The sequence below is a fragment of the Chelativorans sp. AA-79 genome (genome assembly GCF_029457495.1).
Lineage (GTDB): Bacteria > Pseudomonadota > Alphaproteobacteria > Rhizobiales > Rhizobiaceae > Chelativorans.
The window spans coordinates 187,808-201,585 of record NZ_CP120361.1 but is presented as its reverse complement, the minus strand read 5'-3'; the positions used below and the strand labels follow the sequence as shown (position 1 = coordinate 201,585).

Here is a 13,778-nt window from a genome sequence, read left to right as displayed (position 1 = left end):
TAGGAGCGAAGCACTGCGGCTCCAAGCCTTACCAGATTTCCGGCGGTCGGGTGATCATCAGCCAGAAGATGGCGAGCACCGCGCCGAAAGCCGGAAAGCCGAAGGCGAACCATAGGCGGAAGAGCCTGTGGTAGCGCTGCGGCAGCGGCGCTCCCTTCTTCACCGATGTGGTCGCGAGCCTGCGCATCTCCGCCTGCATCCACACGACAGGCAGCCAGAAGGCGCCGGTCAGGAGATAAAGCAGGATTGAAAGCACGATCCAGTGCTCGCCAAGAGGATAACCGATGTGCCATGCGAGCGCGAACCCGGTGATCGGCTGGGCAACGACCGCCGTGGCGGTGAAAAGGAAATCGGCGAGCACGACGATCCGCGCGGTGGCTGCGATCGTGGCGGCATCCCCCGTGCGATGGGCCATCAGCATGAAGAAGGCGATGCCCGCGCCTGTACCCAGAAGCACCGCCGCGCCGATCACATGAAGATATTTCAGGAAGAAATAGAGCATCAGCGTTCCCCGTGGATGGCAAGCGCCACGAGGTGGAGCGCCAGGATCGGCCAGATCTTCATGAGTGGTCCGAGCGGCTGCAGCCATAGCGAAGGCAAGAGGATCGAGCCCGCGACGATATAGAAGAGCGAGAGCGCGATCGCCGCATAGAGGCCCTGACGGGCCGTGGGCCGATACGCGATGGCAAGCCCTACCAGGATATCGGTGATGGCGCCGGCCACGACGCCAGGGGAAGCAAGCGAAGCCGCGCCGGCCCTCGTCATCAGTTCGATGCCCTGCTGATAGCCGGCCGTGAGCGATATGATGCCGGTTCCTATCCAGAAAAGCGGCAGGATCAGAAAGATGATCGGCTTCAGGAAATAGAGTTTCGCGAACCAGCGGTCCTGCACGCTGGCGGGCTCCCGCACCAAGGCGCTGGAAAGCGAACTGGGCGCTATGCCCGTCATCGAGCGCCATGGCCGGGGATTGCCGATCGCCCCTCGCTCGATTTCCTTGCGGGCAGTGCTGCGCACCGGCGATCGCCAGCCGAGCAGGCTCGCCAGATCTCCCGTCCGATAAAGCAGGTTCGCTGCCCGGTCCGGGACGGTCAAGCGGCGTGCCGGTCGCCACCCGTGCCATTCCCGGTAGCGCGCCACCACTTCATCCATGGTGAGCCGCTCCGGCCCGGCAAGCTCCAGCGCCACCTGCGAGGGGGCGGCGGGATGCATGAAAAAGGCGACCGTGGCCGCCACATCGTCGAGCTGCACGACTTGGAGGGGCGCGGTACGCCCCATGCTGAGCCCGAGCGGCAGGGCGGACAGGCCGCGGATCAGCGCGCTTGCCCCGAAGACGTTTCTCCCCAGCACGACAGATGGTCTGAGGATCACCCAGTCGAGCTCGCGCTCCATCAGCAGGTGATCCCCTTCGAGCTTGCTCACCGAGAATGCCGAGGGCTGGGCACGATCGACGCCGATCGCGGAGAAATGAATGACGCGGCGCACGCCTATTTTCTCGCAGGCGCGGAAGAGCGCGGCGGCCCCGGTCACGTGCACGCCCTCCACATCTTCGCGCGCGCTGTCCTGCAGGACGCCCACGCAGTTCACCACCGCCTCGACACCCAGCAGGTGCTGTTCCCAGATCTGTGTTCCGGTTGCGCGGGCGATATCCATCTCCACCACCCGGACGGCGCCCATGGGAAGCGGTCTGCTGCCCGGGCGCACCACTGCCAGAACCTGATGGCCTTCCTCCGCAAGCCGAGCGCACACGGCACAGCCGATCAGCCCCGTGGCGCCTGTGACGAGAACCTTCATGGACCTCCTTTTCGAGTGCCCAGGGGGACGCCGATCTCCACGCCGACCCTCCACGCCGACCCTCTCCTAACCTGAAATGCTGAATCAAACCTGAGGCCCGCGGGAAAGTTCCTGTGGTCCGCGGTCCGCAATGGGCTGCGGTAAACGGCGTAAGCGCACGCTCATCGCGGAATGATGCTGATATTGCCACCGATCTCGAGCACGGCGAACTTGATCTGATCGAGTCGCTCCAGGCCATGCTGCTCCCGTGCCGCCTCCAGCACGTCGTCGAGGCTTACGCGAGCCCGCGTAAGCGCCTCGTTGTCCGCTTTGCCGAGGCTGATGAGCACGGTGGGAGTCCCGTCGATCAGGGTGGCGGTTCTCGGCGACCACTGCTTCAAATAGGAAAGCGCGATATCCGTCACGAAAAGGGTCAGCACGAGGATGGCCGCGTTGACCAGCGAAAAATCATCGCCGAGCAGCGCCTGCTGCGTCGTCTCGGCGATGATGAGCAGGAGCACGAAGTCGAAGGCGGTGATCTCCGCGAGTGTGCGCCGGCCCGAAAACCTCACGACGACGAGGAGGAAGAGATAGACGACGATGCCGCGGGTCACCGAGTCCATCGCTCTCTCCTATGGCAGGATCAGGGTGGACGCTTCCACCTGGGCGCCGTCGAGAGTGATCCGGTATTCGGGGAAACCGGCATGCAGTGCACGCAGATAGAGGATCACCTCGACCGGTGCCTGCTCCTCGGCTTCGAACTCCATCGCCACGCCATCCGGTCCGGTCACCATCCTCTCCGGTTCCGGCTGGATGCCCTGGATCTCGAAATATTCGAAGAGGACGGGGTCGAGGATCAAGCGGTGAGTATCCGCACCGCCCGCGAAGCTGGCCCGCATCTCGTCCGAGGCCTCCCACCGTGCAACACGAGGATAATCCGCCTTGCCGGTCGGAAGAGCCGCCGTGATCCTGGAGAAATAGCCTCCCGAACCTGTGAGGCCGGCGAGTGCAAGGAGGAGGAAGAGGGCGAAGACCGCCCAGGCGCCACGTTCGACCGCCCAGAAGAACCGGTGAAATTTTCGTTTCTCCTCAAGCTGTAGGCCGTCTTTGCGGATCGGGGGTGCTTGCATGGCGGTGTGCTTCGCTGTGGGCGAAGCTTCAATCCGCAAACCCGCCACAAGTTCCCGTGGGTGCGTCCGGCCCGCCGCCCATGGCTGTTAATGCCTCCGCTGGGCCGCCCACGCCCCGGCAGCAAGCCCCGCCGCCATGGCCGCGAATGCGCCGGCGACGGCGCGCTTCGAAACTGCCAACTCCCATCCCGGCGACAGCCGGCGTGGCAGCAGTCCGTAGTCCAGGAGTGCGGCCAGTGCCGAGAGCACGGACGCCCCGCAGAGGAGGTGCGTCAGGCTGCGCGGACCGCCGCGCGACGCCCAGAACGCGAAAGGCAAGGCCCAGAACATTGCCGAAGCGGCGTTGGTGACGAGTCCCACGCCCGTATGGCTCGCATCGGCCTTCGCCGTCCTGCCGGCGCTGTCGCCATGCAGCCAATGGCTCGTCGCACTCACCGGCTCGAGCACGCCGCGCCCTTCCGCCATGGCTGAAGCCATGACGGCAAGCAGCGCGGCAAGGCCCGCCGCTGTGCCGCTGAAAAGTGCATATCGTGCCGTGCCCATGCGCTGCTCCATCAAAACCCGTTCCTGCGCGAACCGTCGAAACCGCCGCCAGTTCCATTTGCAATCGCGGCCGTCTTCGTGTCCGCTTGCGGGCGGAACAAGCCTGCAGGGGCCGCGTTCCGGTTCGGGTTCGCCGTTGATGTCCGGGGGCAGCCCATCCAGCGAGAGATAGCGCGCATGATTGCCAGAGACGACATGCCTGTAGCCGATCCTGTCACCCCGCGCACTGCGCGCGTCGTCATCGTCGGCGCGGGGTTCGCCGGTCTAGAGGCGGCAAAGGAATTGGGCAAGGCCGGGGTTCCGGTTATCCTGCTCGACCGCCAGAACCATCATCTCTTCCAGCCCCTGCTCTATCAGGTCGCCACCGCGGCGCTGTCCGCGCCCGACGTCGCCGAGCCCATCCGCAAGGTTCTCAGGCGGTATGAGAGCGTGCAGGTCCTTATGGGAGAGGTGAAAAGGATCGACATGACCAGCCGCTCGCTCGACCTGACCGACGGGTCCTGCCTGGCATTCGATTATCTGATCCTCGCCACCGGAGCCACTCACAGCTATTTCGGTCACCATGACTGGGCGCGTTTCGCTCCGGGGTTGAAAACCCTGGCTGACGCGCGCCGCATCCGCGCCAATGCGCTGCTCGCCTTCGAGCGCGCCGAGCGTACCGTCGATCCGCAAGAGCAGGCCCGCCAGATGACGATCGCCATCGTCGGCGGCGGGCCGACCGGCGTCGAGCTCGCCGGGTCCCTGGCCGAACTTAGCCGCTTCACCCTGGCGCGGGATTTCCGCAGCGTCCGCCCGGAAGCGGCTAGGGTGATGCTGATCGAAGCCGGGCCGCGTATCCTGTCGGCGTTTTCGGAGAAGATCTCCGGCTATGCGCTGAAACGCCTCGAAAAGCTCGGCGTGGAGGTGCACACCAACACCCCCGTCGAAGCGATCGAGAAGGACAGGATCACCTTCGGCGGTCAGACCGTCCCGGTGGGTCTCGTCCTGTGGGCGGCAGGGGTCGCCGCCTCGCCGCTTGCCGCCCAGCTCGGTGCCGAGACCGACGATGCGGGCCGCGTCGTCGTCGACGAGACGATGCAGGCAAAGGGTCTGCGGAATGTCTTCGTCGTGGGCGATGCCGCCAATTTCACCGGCGAGGACGGGAAGCCGCTTCCGGGCCTCGCCCAGGTCGCCAAGCAGCAGGGCCGGCATCTCGGCCGCAGCCTCTCCCGCCATCTCCTCGACGGGTCGCCGCTCGCGCCCTTCACCTATCATGGCCGCGGCAACACGGCGATTGTCGGGCGCCATGCCGCCGTCTTCGAGCAGGGCCGCTTCAAACTCACGGGTTGGGTCGCCTGGCTTTCCTGGGCGATCATCCATGTCTACCTGCTCGTGGGCTTTCAGCACCGCCTCATGGTCTCGCTGCAATGGCTCTGGCGTTACCTCACCTTCGAGCGGGGCGCCCGGGTGATCACCGACGATTCGCTGGAAGGTCCGCCCGAGGGGGCGCATGCCCCCTCCACGGCCAAGCGCCGCGCCGGCTGAGCCGCGCCGGGTTGGCGCGGAACGGGGGCTCGGGTCGTGCGTTGGATGGCATGTCCGGGTCTCCCGCCGCCATCCCTTCCATCTCCGCGCTGGACAGCGGCATTGCGCTCTGGCGCGAGGGCTATGTTTTTGTGCGCAGTCGCTGCGATGGCCTGGGCACGGACGCCTTCCGCACGCGCATCATGATGCGGAACGTGGTCTGCATGCGCGGACCTGCGGCGGCAGAGCAGTTCTATATGCCTGGCCGCTTCACGCGCCGTCGCGCCATCCCGCGCACCGCGCTGGCACTCCTGCAGGACTGGGGCAGCGTGCAGACGCTGGATGGCGAGGCGCACCGTCACCGCAAGCAGATGTTCATGGATATGATGGATGCGGCGGGGATCGGGCGTGCGATATCGATCTTCCGAGCGGAATGGGGGGCGACGCTTGATCGGGCGCCGCGGCGTGTCAGGCTGCATGACCTGGCGCGCGAGGCTCTCGGGCGGACGGCGATCCTCTGGTGCGCGCTGCCGCTGGAAGAGGCGGAGCCGGAGCGCAGAACGGCCGAACTCTCAGCCATGATTGAAGGCGCGGGCAGCTTCGGTCTAGGCCATATACGCGCCCGCCTGATGCGCCGTCGCTGCGAGCATTGGGCGCGGCAGACCATTGAGGCGATCCGCGACGGCGCTCTTCAGGCAAGGTCCGACAGCCCCGCGCAGCGGATCGCCCTCCATCGGGGCCTTTCGGGCGAAGAGCTTCCGCCCGGGATTGCCGCGGTGGAACTCCTCAACCTTCTGCGTCCCTTGGTGGCGATCGCCCGCTTTGTCACCTTCATCGGACATGCCCTCCATGTCCATCGTGATGCGGCAGCGCATCTCTCGGCCAACGCCGCTGACGCGGATTTGGAAGCGTTCGTTCAGGAGGTTCGCCGATTCTATCCTTTTTTCCCCATGGTCGGCGGCCGCGTGCTGGAACCGTTCTCCTGGGCCGGCCATCAGTTCGGCAAGGACGATTGGGTGCTCCTCGATCTCTACGGCACCAACCACCATCCCGATGCCTGGCACGACGCGGAGACCTTCGATCCGCAGCGCTTCCGTGGCTGGCAAGGCGATGGCTGCACCCTCGTCCCCCAAGGCGGCGGCGGGTTCCTCTCCGGTCATCGCTGTCCGGGCGAATGGCTCACAATAGCCCTGATGGGCGAGGCCGTCCGGCAACTCCTCGCGATGGACTATGCCGTTCCCGAGCAGGACCTCCACATTCCGATGAACCGCCTCCCAACGCTCCCGAACAGTGGTCTCGTGCTGGAATTGGGGAACACCTGATTCTTCCGGGTTTGCGGGGAACATGGGTGCCGCTCCGATGTTGGAGCCTCGAACATAACCACTTCCGAGGAGTAACATCGATGCATCGCAGTCTTCTGTTGGCCGCCGGCGCCCTTGCACTGGCGTTTACCGGCCCTGCTCTGTCACAGGATACCACCCCGACATCACCAACCGAACCGGAGCTTTCGGACAGGAACGATCTGCCTGCGGGCAGCGAGGTCACGGTTTCCACGCCGCAGGAATTCGCGACCATGGCGGCGCATTCCAATATGTTCGAAATCGAATCGAGCCGAATCGCGCTGGACAAGGCGCAGAGCGACGAAGTCCGGCAGTTCGCGCAGCGGATGGTGGACGATCACACCATGGCCGCGGAGGAAATGAAGGCGGCAGCGGAGGCCGACGGCGTCAATGACGTCCCGCAAACGCTCGATGCGGCCCATCAGCAGCAGATCACCGAGCTTGAGAACGCCTCGGCCGATCAGTTCGACAGCCAGTACGTGCAGATGCAGGTCGCGGCGCATCAGCAGGCGGTGGCGCTCTTTTCGAGCTATGCGGAGCAGGAAGGCGCTTTGGCGGATTTCGCCGAGAAGACGCTCCCCACCCTGCAGGAGCACCTCGACCGCATTCAAGAGATCGCTCAGCAATAGCCGACGGAGAGACGAATGACCGACATGAACGACAGGTTGAACCAATGGCTGCGCGATGCGCACGCCATGGAAGAGCAGGCGGAGCAGATGCTCGATGCCCAGGCGCGCCGGATCGAGAACTATCCCGAACTCAAGGCGCGCATAGAGCAGCACATCTCCGAGACGCGGTCGCAGAAGCAGCGCCTCGAAGCCTGCATGGAAAAACGCGGCACCTCCTGGTCCGGCATGAAGGACCTTGCGGCCCAGTTCTCTGCTCTGATGCAGGCGGCAGGCGGGATGTTTGCCGGCGACGAGGTGGTGAAGGGCTCGATGGCGAGCTACACGTTCGAGCATTTGGAGATCGTCTCCTATCGCATCCTGGTGGCGGCGGCGGAGGCCGCGGGCGACGCGGAGACGGCGCGCGTGTGCGAGGAGATCTGCCGCGAAGAGGAAGCCATGGCCTCCTGGCTTCAGGATCATATTCCGCAGGTCACGCAGGCCTATCTCATGCGGGAGGCGACCGACTCGGGCGCCGCTAAGCGCTAGCTGGAGGCGAGGCCCGGTGATCTGCAACCGGGTGCGAACCCGCCCGGCATTGCCGTTGGGGCGGCGGCCCGCGTCGCGCAGGCGCCGCCCCGTCCGGAATGGCGGTGATGCCGCTTCCGCGATGGGAGTGGATTTGGCGAGGAGAGAGATGCCGGATCTGTCCAAACGATCGACCGCAGAGGTCCTGGCGGATCATTTGCGGTGCAGAATCGCCGGAGAGGTCGAGCAGGATATCGAGCGGAATTATGCGCCCGACGTGGTGGTGATGACCGCGAAAGGCATGAAGAAGGGGCATGCGGCCGTCCGTGACTTCGCAAAGATGCTGGTTGGCCACGTGCCGCCCGGCTACGAGTTTCCGATGAAACTCATCGAAGGCCCCTTCGCCTTCATCGAATGGCGGGCGCGCGAGCCGGGCCGCAGCGTGGAGGACGGCGCCGACAGCTTCGTTGTTCAGGACGGCAAGATCGTCTTCCAGAGCATCCACTACTCTCTACAGGAGACAATGCCTGGATAGGTGTATAGCCGGCTGACACGATAGGCGTGGGCTTCTGCGTGGCCATCACTTGCAATGCGGCGGCGGAAGAAAAAAGCCATCAACGCTGGCCCTGTCCAGCACGATGCCGCTCGGCGGGGATAAAATCCGCCCCTCCGGAATTTTTCTCGCCCGCCAACCCTCTGTTCCCACTCGCTATTCGCTGTTTCGTCATTCGCTCGTTGCACTCTTTTTCTCCCCACTTCCTCCAGCCGGTTTATTCTTTCCCCATCGCTCTCGCGGGAACCGGATGCGCACCGGGTGTTCGGGAGGGCGGCGGAAACCTCCCTCCCCAGGATCGGAACCCGGGGATCCGAGGGCCCGCGACAGGCCGGCGGTGCCGGGGCGGTGGGTGTGAGACGCCGTTTCCGGAAAAACGGATGCTGGGTGAGAGACGGCATCGCGGAAACCGCGGAGAAGCCGCTAGGGCTCTCCTTCGGCCCGGCAGAGACCACCCCCTTCATCGGGTGCAGCCGGGAAGGAGAAGGGTCCGAGTGATCGGCCGAGGTCGGGACAGACTCCGGCGGGGGTGAGGAGCGGTCCGCGCAGCGGACGAAAAGCCAACGATTTGGCTTTTCGAGCGAACGAACGCCCGGAGCGAAAGCGGAGGGCCAAAGGGAGCGCCTTTTTTAATTTTGTGGCGCGAACGGTGCGCCCCGCTTCCCAAGTTCTTTGACAATGGCCAGACGGTGCAAACCGGGCGTGGCAATGGTGAGGCACGCCTATTGCTCCAGGAGCAGCGAGCCGTCTTCCACCTCGAATCGCGCAAGCCGGTTGAGGAAGCTCATGCCCACGAGCGCGAAGCCGAGCGCCTGATCCTCGAGCACCACAGCCTGTACATCCTCTACATATATCCCGCCGATCTGCAGGCTTTCGAGCGTCGCGGAGGCGGCCCGGGCAGTCCCGTTCGCCGTGCTGACCTCGTAACGGAAATCCGATGGCGCGAGCTTCAGGCCGATATGGCTGGCGGTCGACCGGTTGATCACGACATAGGTCGCGCCGGTATCGACAAGGGTTTCCACGGTACGGCCGTTGAGCCTGAAATCGGCGACATGATGGCCTCGCGCGTCCGCCGCGATCCGCACCTTTCTGCCGAGAAATTGATCCGGCGGCTCGCTGATCGGCGCGGTCGCGTCCTTGGACGAGCGCGCTGCGGCCTGTTCGTCGGCCACCCGCAGGACGCTGCGGAACGCGTCTGCGTTCTGTTGGTAGAGCGGAGGAATGCAAACGGCGGCGGCCGCCGCGATCGCGCCAAGAAAGATCAGCCTGCCCAGCATGGAGTCCGCCCCGTTCCACCGCCGCCATCCTGGCGGTATCATGATGACCGGAGCTTTAACCGCCGCGCGGTTTTACCGAGCGCAGTTAAGGACGGGTGAAGCTATTTCGTGCCGTACATCCGGTCGCCCGCATCCCCCAGGCCTGGCACGATATAACCCTGCTCGTTGAGGCGCTCGTCGATCGAGGCAGTGAAGACCGGCACTTCGGGGTGCGCTGCACGGAAATGCTCTATGCCCTCGGGCGCGGCGAGGAGGCATAGGAAGCGGATATTGGTGGCGCCGCGCGACTTGAGCTTGTCGACCGCCGCAACGGCCGAATTGGCCGTCGCCAGCATCGGATCGACGACGATCACCAGCCGGTTCTCCAGATCGCTCGGCGCCTTGAAGAAATATTCCACCGCTTCCAGCGTCTCATGATCGCGGTAGAGCCCGATATGGGCAACGCGCGCAGCCGGCACGAGGTCAAGCATGCCGTCCAGAAGGCCGTTGCCGGCGCGCAGCACCGAGGCGAAGACAAGCTTCTTGCCCTCGAGCGTCGGGGCCTCCATGGGAGTGAGCGGGGTCTCGATCCTGCGCGTGGTCAGTTCCAGGTCGCGCGTCACCTCGTAGCACAAGAGCAGCGAGATCTCGCGCAGGAGCCGCCGAAAACCAGCCGTCGACGTCTCCTTGTCGCGCATGATGGTGAGCTTGTGCTGGACAAGCGGATGGCCCACGACGGTCACGCCCTGCATGATCTGCTCCACGAAACTTCTCAACAGCCGATAACAATACCGCTTATGTGTAGCGCCGCCACCGTCGCGCAGGTTCCGGCCACAGATTTGTCGCCTCGCGTCTTCAGGCGGCCTTCTCCTCCCGCGCCAGACGGGCAAGGAGGACGGCGCGCGTTTTCTCGTCCATGAAAGCCGCCTCGATGGCCGTGCGCGTGATGGCGGCGAGAGCCGCGTCGCCGAGACCGAAATGCTCCGCCGCCACCGCGTATTCACGGGCGAGGCTGGTGTGGAAATGTGGCGGATCGTCGGAATTGAGCGTTACGCGGCAGCCGGCGGCGCGAAGCTGCGGGAAGGGGTGCCGCGCAAAATCGGGAAAGACCCTCAGCACCACGTTCGAAACGGGGCAGGCCTCCAGTACCACGCCTTCATCCGCGATGCGGCGCACGAGATCGAGGCTCTCGATCGCACGCACGCCATGGCCGATGCGTGAAGGGTGGATATGGTCGAGCGCCGCCGCGACGCTGTCGGCCCCGCCGAATTCACCCGCATGGATGGTAACGCCGAGTCCCGCCTCGCGGGCGGTGGCGAAGGCTCGGACGAAATCCCTCGGGTGCCCGATCCGTTCGTCGCCCGCCACGCCGAAACCCGTCACCAGCGGATGCCCGCAACTTGCGGCGAAGCGTGCGGCCTTCTCGATGGCCTCCGGGCCGAAATGGCGCACGCCGGTAACGATCATGCGGGATTCGATGCCGGTCGCGGCCTTCGCCCGGGCCATGCCCTCGCCGAGCGCTTCCGTGTAGGCCTGCGGCGAAAGTCCCGCCCGCTCCGCATGGTCCGGCGAGGTCAAGAATTCCGAATAGATTGCACCCTGGGCGGCAAGCTCCGTCAGATAGGACTCCGCGAGCAGCGCATAGTCCTCCGGTGAGCGGAAAAGACTCGCCGCCCGGTCATAGGCAAGCAGGAAACTGGTGAAGTCGTGCCAGTAGTATGCGCCGTTGCGGATGAAGGAGGAGATGTCGACCCCGTATTTCCGCGCCTGTGCTTCCACCAGGGCGGGCGAAGCCGCACCCTCGATATGGCAGTGCAGTTCGGCCTTGAGCACCATGTGGTCCATCCCTTTCGGGATCAGACCATATCACAAACGTCGCTCCAGGCAGCCGCCTTGCGCAGCGCTTCCAGGAGGCGCTCTCCCGCCTGTTCGAGGGGGCCGGAATTGTCGATGACGAGGGCGTCGGGCACGGCCAGCTCGCTTGCCGTGCCCCGGGCGAGCCGCGCAAGCACCTCCTCCCGCGTCTCCCGACCGCGGCGGGAAAGACGCTCCGCCAGGACCGCGCGCGGGGCGGTGACGACCAGCGGCAGGACATGGGCATAACGAGCCCTGATTTCCGGGATCACCGCGCGCGAGCCGTTCGCCACCACTACTTTGCCCTGGCGCATTGCATCGTCGAGACTCACCGGCAGGCCGTAGCTCAGGCCGTTGGCGTGCCAGGAAAGGGCGAAACGGCCGGCGGCCTTCTCCTGCTCGAAAGCCGCCTCGTCGAGCGTGTCGTGCTCCTCGCTGCCCGGCTCCATCGGGCGCGTGATGACGCGCCGCGCGAAGACGATGTCCCCTTCGAGCCGCCCAAGCCGTTCGCGGGCATAGCCGATGACGGAATCCTTGCCTCCGCCGGATGGACCGACTACGGCGACGAACACGCCCTGCCGGATGGGAAACGGCGCCTCGTCCTGCGCCCGCTCGATGGTGGCCGAAAACATCACGCGACGCGGCGCCCCTCACGCCAGACGGTACGCACCACCGGGATGCCGTCATCAAGCCGGACGCGCACGAGGTCGGCACGCCGGCCCGGCTCGATCACGCCGCGATCGGTGAGCCCGACGGATTCGGCGGGGTTCCTGGAAACCTTGGCCACGGCCTCCGGCAGGCTGATGCCTTCCACCACCTCGTCGAGGAAAAACGCCGCCTGGACGAGGCTGAAGGGGATATAGTCGGAAGACAGGATGTCCAGATCACCCGCCTCGGCGAGCTCGCGCGCGGACACATTGCCGGAATGCGAGCCGCCACGCACCACGTTCGGCGCGCCCATGAGGACCGCCATGCCCGCATCCTTGGAAGCACGCGCGGCAGCGGCCGTGGTGGGGAATTCGGCCACGCGCACGCCGTCGGCTTCCGCCTCTTTTACATGCTCCGTCGTGGCATCGTCGTGGCTCGCCAGGATGATGTCGTGAACCCGGCACGCTTCGGAAATGGCACGCCGGTTTGGACCGGAATTCGCCTGCGATTCCGCCATGCGCCTCTCACAGAAGCGCCGGAAATCGTCGTCCGAGAGCTTCATCTTGACCTTGTAGTAAGTGGCATAAGCGTCAAGATTGGTGAACTGCCGCTGGCCCGGAGAATGGTCCATCAGGGATGCGAGCTTCACATGCGGGTCATTCTCGAAGAGGGTGAACCCGGACAAGCAGTCGGGTGCGGAAACCTCGCAGCGCAGATGCAGAAAATGATCGGCGCGAAGCCGATCGGCCGCGATGCTCTGCTCGATCGCATCCGCCAGGCGGCGCATGTCCTCGGCTTCCACGTCCGCATCCTCGTCGAGACCGATGCGCAGCGCGTCGAAGACGGTCGTGATGCCGGACGCGGCGATCTGCGCATCATGGGCCAGCACGGATGCCACGGGGTTCCAGCGGACCTTGGGACGCGGCGCATAGTGCCGCTCGAGGTGATCCGTATGGAGTTCGACGAGCCCTGGGATGAGGAAATCGCCCTCCATATCCTCACCCGCATCCATCTGGCCTCGGGACAGTTCGGCAATCCGGCCATCCCGGACGGCGACGCTGCCGCCGATCACCTCGTCGGCCAGAACGATACGGGCGTTCTTGAGAATCAATTCACTGGGCATTTTCAAGCGAACTTTCTTTCCCTCGCGCCACCAATGGCATGCAAGGATTTCACATGGAAGGGAGATCCCGCCTCGGGCTCGGCGAAAAGCGCGAGAGAAGAGATCTCGAGCGGCTCCAGGAGCAGCGGCCCGAAGAACTCGTCGATCGCAGCCTCCATGCGCGCGGCTTCAGCCGCCGGGACACGCCCCGTAAGCGTCATATGGAAGCGGAACTCCTCGAACACGTAAGGATAGCCCCATTTGTGGAGATTTTTAAGCTGCGCGGGCGTGAGGCCGTCCGGATTGCGCCGCTCCATCTCTTTCGCCGTCATCGGAGCACGGAAAGGTTCGAAAAAGGTCACGACATCAGCGGCGAGGCGATCGAGTTGCGGAGAAGGAACGGCCGGAACGAGAGCGAAGAAGCCATCCAGCCGCGCAAGCTCGATGCGCTCGACGGCGAATGGCTCCCGCTCGGCGGCAAAGCGCGAGAGGGCGGCCGTAAGCTCGGCCTCGCTCTTGCCCTCCACGAGCCGGAACGGCGCCTTGAGCGTAGCGTGAAAACCATATCGGCGGGCGGCCGCTGTGTGAAAGGCGATCTCGGCGGCGGAAAAAGGGCCGGCGGCGGACGGTGCCTGGGTTTGACCGCCAAACGCGCTGCGCCCCAGCCACCGCTCGGCTACACGGGCCAGCGGATCGTCCTTCTCGGGTGTAAAATAGATCGCGTATCGCATGGTCGGTCCTCGCAGATCGCGATGGATTAAGTGATTTGCATGACAGATTAACGAAGCCGCCACAGAAAAGCATCTGCCGGGTTCTTCTCGGCTGGGGGCGTGCAGCGCCCGTCAGCCGCCTTCGGAAGCCTGGGAAGGCGCTCACATCCGCAGGCGTTCCGATTGTTCTTGCCGTATTTGTGCAACGCCAAGTGATGCCGTCGCCTTGGTCGAAA

16 protein-coding genes are annotated in these 13,778 nt (G+C 65.0%); 5 read left to right on the top strand and 11 right to left on the bottom strand.

What is annotated here, in order from left to right:
* Positions 1–28: 28 nt before the first annotated feature.
* The 5 genes from PVE73_RS00990 to PVE73_RS00970 all read right to left on the bottom strand — a co-directional run bounded on the left by PVE73_RS00990 (position 29) and on the right by PVE73_RS00970 (position 3,443).
* Complete coding sequence (locus PVE73_RS00990) at positions 29–502, bottom strand: DUF2269 family protein (protein ID WP_277365157.1); 474 nt, start codon at positions 500–502, stop codon at positions 29–31.
* The gene (locus PVE73_RS00985; RefSeq protein ID WP_277365156.1) at positions 502–1,791 is read right to left on the bottom strand and encodes an SDR family oxidoreductase; all 1,290 of its coding nucleotides are present in this window, start codon (positions 1,789–1,791) and stop codon (positions 502–504) included. Before PVE73_RS00985 ends, PVE73_RS00990 begins: the two co-directional genes overlap by 1 nt.
* Before the next feature lie 161 nt (positions 1,792–1,952).
* On the bottom strand, positions 1,953–2,393 hold the full coding sequence (locus tag PVE73_RS00980; RefSeq protein WP_277365155.1) for a YetF domain-containing protein: 441 nt from the start codon (positions 2,391–2,393) through the stop codon (positions 1,953–1,955).
* A gap of 9 nt (positions 2,394–2,402) precedes the next feature.
* Positions 2,403–2,900, bottom strand: coding sequence for a hypothetical protein (locus tag PVE73_RS00975; protein WP_277365154.1), 498 nt, complete (start codon positions 2,898–2,900; stop codon positions 2,403–2,405).
* 87 nt (positions 2,901–2,987) lie between these two features.
* A complete protein-coding gene (locus tag PVE73_RS00970; protein ID WP_277365153.1) occupies positions 2,988–3,443 on the bottom strand; it encodes a hypothetical protein in 456 nt (151 codons plus the stop codon).
* A gap of 177 nt (positions 3,444–3,620) precedes the next feature.
* Here PVE73_RS00970 and PVE73_RS00965 point away from each other — a divergent pair, with 177 nt between their 5' ends.
* The 5 genes from PVE73_RS00965 (at position 3,621) to PVE73_RS00945 (ending at position 7,954) form a co-directional block, all read left to right on the top strand.
* The gene (locus PVE73_RS00965; protein WP_277365152.1) at positions 3,621–4,967 is read left to right on the top strand and encodes an NAD(P)/FAD-dependent oxidoreductase; all 1,347 of its coding nucleotides are present in this window, start codon (positions 3,621–3,623) and stop codon (positions 4,965–4,967) included.
* Between the two features lie 50 nt (positions 4,968–5,017).
* Entirely contained in the window at positions 5,018–6,268 is a 1,251-nt protein-coding gene (locus tag PVE73_RS00960) for a cytochrome P450 (protein WP_277365151.1), read from the top strand.
* Positions 6,269–6,348: 80 nt separating this feature from the next.
* Positions 6,349–6,915 (top strand): DUF4142 domain-containing protein, encoded by a 567-nt coding sequence (locus PVE73_RS00955; RefSeq protein ID WP_277365150.1) that lies wholly within the window; start codon positions 6,349–6,351, stop codon positions 6,913–6,915.
* 15 nt (positions 6,916–6,930) lie between these two features.
* Positions 6,931–7,440, top strand: coding sequence for a ferritin-like domain-containing protein (locus PVE73_RS00950; RefSeq protein ID WP_277365149.1), 510 nt, complete (start codon positions 6,931–6,933; stop codon positions 7,438–7,440).
* A 148-nt stretch (positions 7,441–7,588) separates the two neighbouring features.
* Positions 7,589–7,954 (top strand): nuclear transport factor 2 family protein, encoded by a 366-nt coding sequence (locus tag PVE73_RS00945; RefSeq protein WP_277365148.1) that lies wholly within the window; start codon positions 7,589–7,591, stop codon positions 7,952–7,954.
* A 740-nt stretch (positions 7,955–8,694) separates the two neighbouring features.
* On the opposite strand, the gene PVE73_RS00940 is transcribed toward PVE73_RS00945, so the two are convergent.
* The 6 genes from PVE73_RS00940 to PVE73_RS00915 all read right to left on the bottom strand — a co-directional run bounded on the left by PVE73_RS00940 (position 8,695) and on the right by PVE73_RS00915 (position 13,563).
* The gene (locus PVE73_RS00940) at positions 8,695–9,249 is read right to left on the bottom strand and encodes a TIGR02281 family clan AA aspartic protease (protein WP_277365147.1); all 555 of its coding nucleotides are present in this window, start codon (positions 9,247–9,249) and stop codon (positions 8,695–8,697) included.
* A gap of 101 nt (positions 9,250–9,350) precedes the next feature.
* The gene (gene upp, locus PVE73_RS00935; RefSeq protein WP_277365146.1) at positions 9,351–9,980 is read right to left on the bottom strand and encodes a uracil phosphoribosyltransferase; all 630 of its coding nucleotides are present in this window, start codon (positions 9,978–9,980) and stop codon (positions 9,351–9,353) included.
* A 103-nt stretch (positions 9,981–10,083) separates the two neighbouring features.
* Entirely contained in the window at positions 10,084–11,064 is a 981-nt protein-coding gene (locus PVE73_RS00930) for an adenosine deaminase (protein WP_277365145.1), read from the bottom strand.
* A gap of 20 nt (positions 11,065–11,084) precedes the next feature.
* A complete protein-coding gene (gene phnN / locus PVE73_RS00925) occupies positions 11,085–11,714 on the bottom strand; it encodes a phosphonate metabolism protein/1,5-bisphosphokinase (PRPP-forming) PhnN (RefSeq protein WP_277365144.1) in 630 nt (209 codons plus the stop codon).
* Complete coding sequence (locus PVE73_RS00920; protein ID WP_277365143.1) at positions 11,714–12,853, bottom strand: alpha-D-ribose 1-methylphosphonate 5-triphosphate diphosphatase; 1,140 nt, start codon at positions 12,851–12,853, stop codon at positions 11,714–11,716. Before PVE73_RS00920 ends, phnN begins: the two co-directional genes overlap by 1 nt.
* Before the next feature lie 2 nt (positions 12,854–12,855).
* The gene (locus PVE73_RS00915; protein WP_277365142.1) at positions 12,856–13,563 is read right to left on the bottom strand and encodes a DUF1045 domain-containing protein; all 708 of its coding nucleotides are present in this window, start codon (positions 13,561–13,563) and stop codon (positions 12,856–12,858) included.
* Positions 13,564–13,778: the final 215 nt, after the last annotated feature.

Excerpts from the sequence above, each read along its gene's own strand:
- PVE73_RS00990 (WP_277365157.1), bottom strand. The coding sequence starts at position 502 with ATGCTCTATTTCTTCCTGAAATATCTTCATGTGATCGGCGCGGCGGTG.
- PVE73_RS00985 (WP_277365156.1), bottom strand. The coding sequence starts at position 1,791 with ATGAAGGTTCTCGTCACAGGCGCCACGGGGCTGATCGGCTGTGCCGTG.
- PVE73_RS00980 (WP_277365155.1), bottom strand. The coding sequence starts at position 2,393 with ATGGACTCGGTGACCCGCGGCATCGTCGTCTATCTCTTCCTCCTCGTC.
- PVE73_RS00975 (WP_277365154.1), bottom strand. The coding sequence starts at position 2,900 with ATGCAAGCACCCCCGATCCGCAAAGACGGCCTACAGCTTGAGGAGAAA.
- PVE73_RS00970 (WP_277365153.1), bottom strand. The coding sequence starts at position 3,443 with ATGGGCACGGCACGATATGCACTTTTCAGCGGCACAGCGGCGGGCCTT.
- PVE73_RS00965 (WP_277365152.1), top strand. The coding sequence starts at position 3,621 with ATGATTGCCAGAGACGACATGCCTGTAGCCGATCCTGTCACCCCGCGC.
- PVE73_RS00960 (WP_277365151.1), top strand. The coding sequence starts at position 5,018 with ATGTCCGGGTCTCCCGCCGCCATCCCTTCCATCTCCGCGCTGGACAGC.
- PVE73_RS00955 (WP_277365150.1), top strand. The coding sequence starts at position 6,349 with ATGCATCGCAGTCTTCTGTTGGCCGCCGGCGCCCTTGCACTGGCGTTT.
- PVE73_RS00950 (WP_277365149.1), top strand. The coding sequence starts at position 6,931 with ATGACCGACATGAACGACAGGTTGAACCAATGGCTGCGCGATGCGCAC.
- PVE73_RS00945 (WP_277365148.1), top strand. The coding sequence starts at position 7,589 with ATGCCGGATCTGTCCAAACGATCGACCGCAGAGGTCCTGGCGGATCAT.
- PVE73_RS00940 (WP_277365147.1), bottom strand. The coding sequence starts at position 9,249 with ATGCTGGGCAGGCTGATCTTTCTTGGCGCGATCGCGGCGGCCGCCGCC.
- upp (WP_277365146.1), bottom strand. The coding sequence starts at position 9,980 with ATGCAGGGCGTGACCGTCGTGGGCCATCCGCTTGTCCAGCACAAGCTC.
- PVE73_RS00930 (WP_277365145.1), bottom strand. The coding sequence starts at position 11,064 with ATGGTGCTCAAGGCCGAACTGCACTGCCATATCGAGGGTGCGGCTTCG.
- phnN (WP_277365144.1), bottom strand. The coding sequence starts at position 11,714 with ATGTTTTCGGCCACCATCGAGCGGGCGCAGGACGAGGCGCCGTTTCCC.
- PVE73_RS00920 (WP_277365143.1), bottom strand. The coding sequence starts at position 12,853 with ATGCCCAGTGAATTGATTCTCAAGAACGCCCGTATCGTTCTGGCCGAC.
- PVE73_RS00915 (WP_277365142.1), bottom strand. The coding sequence starts at position 13,563 with ATGCGATACGCGATCTATTTTACACCCGAGAAGGACGATCCGCTGGCC.